Here is a 2,460-nt window from a genome sequence, read left to right as displayed (position 1 = left end):
CCCAGATTTGTGCGATATTCGCGGCGGCGTCTCCGGGCGGCAGCGAAGCTTTGTGCCCCAATCCGGCCCAGAGGCTCATCGGGTCGCACTTCTCCCCGCCGTGCCGATCTCCGCGAGCAAGGCCGGCTGCACATCGAACCTTCGCTACAGCCAAGCCGCCCGCCCGTCAGTCGTCATCGAGCCCGATCAATACCCTCTCCAAGCTGATAGCCGCGATCAAATCCCCATAGCTCGCAGCGGCGGCCCGCGGTTCAGTTCAATCAGGTTTCTATGAGGTCGCCGCATCATTCCGGCCGTACTCTCGGTGCTCGCGACCTCACAGAAACCTCCAGATTCAAGGCTGACTTTTGGAGGTCAGCTTTGGAAGGTGAGATACTACGCGACGATCAATGGGAGCGGATCAAGCCGTTTGTGCCGGGCGGACGCAAGGGCAAGCGCGGCCCTCGTAGCGATGGCCGGCGCTTCTTCGATGCGCTTTTATGGATTGCTCGCTCTGGCGCCCGCTGGCGCGACCTGCCGGAGGGGTTTGGCCCGCATCAGAGGGCGAAACGACGTTACTATCGCTGGATCGAAGCGGGCGTGTTCGATCGATTGTTCGAAGCAATCAGCAGTGATCCAGACCTGGAATGGCTGATGATCGACGCGACCGTTATCCGCGCTCAGGCCCAAGCTGCAGGAGCCCGGCGTAAAAGGGGGGATCTGAAGCCCAGGCTCTCGGGCGCTCGCGTGGCGGATTCGGCACCAAGCTTCATGCCGTCGTAGATGCACTCGGCCTGCCGGTCCGCTTCGAGATCGGCCCCGGGCAGCAAAATGACATGGCACCGGCCTGTGGTCTGGTCGAAGGCATTGCTGCCGGCCAGGTGATCGCCGACCGCGCCTATGATGCCGATCGACTGCATGATGTGGTCCTCGACCAAGGCGGTGAACCGGTCATCCCGCCGCGACGCCATCGCAAATACCAACACAGCTACGACAAGATCGCCTACAAAAACCGCTGGGGCATCGAGGCATTCTTCGCCAAGCTCAAGCAGTGGCGGCGCATCGCAACGCGCTACGACAAAATCGCTGCCAACTTCCTTGGCTTCGTCAAGCTCGCCGCCATCATGCTCTGGCTCAAATGATTAAATTGTCACTACAGCCTAGAGCACATCCATCGATCGATGAATCGATTGTGATGCGACAGAGGCCTGCTGGGCTGATTCAACGTCTACTTCGATGAGGTGGATGATGGCAAGCGCACTGAACGAAGATCTTCGGTCGCGGGTTTTGAAGGCTTCCGATGAAGGTATGTCGGCGCGGCAGGCGGCGGCGCGGTTCGGCGTTGGGATATCGAGCGCGATCCGCTGGGTCGCGCGAGCCATGCTCGGCGAGCGGACGCCTCGGCCACAGGGTTGGCGGAGGAGTTCAAGCCTCGATGCGCATGAAGTCTTCATCGTCGGGCTGATCGAGGCGCGCAAGGACATCACGCTGGACGAGATGGTCGAGCGGCTGGCAATCGAACGGTCGGCACGTATCAGCCGCAGTGCCTTGAGCGCCTGGCTTGGCAAGCGCGGCTGGACGTTCAAAAACGTATGGCCCGCCCCGTTGGCAAGTAGGCTGCTCATGGCTTTCTCGGTCGTGCGCAAACGTATCCGGCGTAGTGGCTTTGCTGCCATCGCCATGATGGAGATCCGCGCGTCCTGGTCCTCATAAAAGTCCCGGCGTCATGCGCCGTTTTTTGAATCAGGCTTCCAGGGACGCGCCAGGGATTAGGATACAAGTATCGCGGCCCCGCCCGATGGTTGTCGGATTTCGTCCCCCTCATGGAGGCGCGTGGTGCCGTCTATCCCGATTCCGACATTGAGGCGGTTTTGGCGGCAGCATTGTCGCTGCCGCCAGCCAACGCCCTACGTCGCTGGACGTATCATTGCCTGTTCGGATTGATAGCGCTAGCCGGACTACGCCATTCCGAAGCGCTCCACTTGTGCCGGGATGACCTCGATCTTGACCAAGGCATCCTTACCATTTACGAGGCGAAGGTCGGCAAATGGTGGCAGGTGCCACCCCGTGCCACGACGGTCACCGTGCTGTCGGATTATGCCGCGCGAAGCTACGCGCACCTCGGTATGCCACGCAGCCCTATGTCAAACGGCCCTTTAGTTGCGTGTGATTGTCAACATGGTTTTGGTGATGCCGTCGCCGAGGTCATGGTCCTTTCCGAGGTCGCATGCCTCACGATGATGTTCGGGTCGGGCGCCTCAACGTTTGCAACGACGTTCGAATGACGTCAGCCGTTTAACCGTAAGCGGTACGAGATGGCCCTGCCTCTCCCTCCGGGTTACCTGCCGGTTCTGAAGCGGGTCGGCATCCAAAACTGACGCATGGCCTCAACGACGGCCGGAATGTCGGACCATGCATTTCGGCCAGCGAGCGAAGACGGTGGCACTCGCAAGGGCCGGCCGTCATCGTCGACGCCGTGGA

At 60.9% G+C, this 2,460-nt stretch carries 2 protein-coding genes and 1 pseudogene; all 3 read left to right on the top strand.

What is annotated here, in order from left to right; all coding sequences use genetic code 11:
* Positions 1 to 360 precede the first annotated feature (360 nt).
* Positions 361 to 1,121, top strand: a protein-coding gene (locus EOA33_RS32225) for an IS5 family transposase (protein ID WP_127407466.1) whose coding sequence is annotated in 2 segments (ribosomal slippage) — positions 361 to 688 and positions 688 to 1,121 — 762 coding nt in all. Because the reading frame shifts where the segments join, the coding sequence is not laid out codon by codon here.
* Positions 1,122 to 1,227: 106 nt separating this feature from the next.
* Positions 1,228 to 1,563 (top strand): annotated as a pseudogene (locus EOA33_RS32220) (transposase); the annotation flags it as partial.
* A 239-nt stretch (positions 1,564 to 1,802) separates the two neighbouring features.
* Positions 1,803 to 2,264 carry a tyrosine-type recombinase/integrase gene (locus EOA33_RS32215; RefSeq protein WP_127407465.1) on the top strand — a complete coding sequence of 154 codons (462 nt, stop codon included), beginning with the start codon at positions 1,803 to 1,805 and terminating at the stop codon, positions 2,262 to 2,264.
* Positions 2,265 to 2,460: the final 196 nt, after the last annotated feature.

The organism is Mesorhizobium sp. M4A.F.Ca.ET.050.02.1.1, from assembly GCF_003997725.1.
GTDB lineage: Bacteria > Pseudomonadota > Alphaproteobacteria > Rhizobiales > Rhizobiaceae > Mesorhizobium.
Note: the sequence above shows the minus strand (reverse complement) of the source record. Positions and strands in the feature narration are given on the sequence as shown.

What these genes read in the sequence shown, in the direction of transcription:
- EOA33_RS32215 (WP_127407465.1), top strand. Translation starts at nt 1,803, where the DNA reads ATGGAGGCGCGTGGTGCCGTCTATCCCGATTCCGACATTGAGGCGGTT.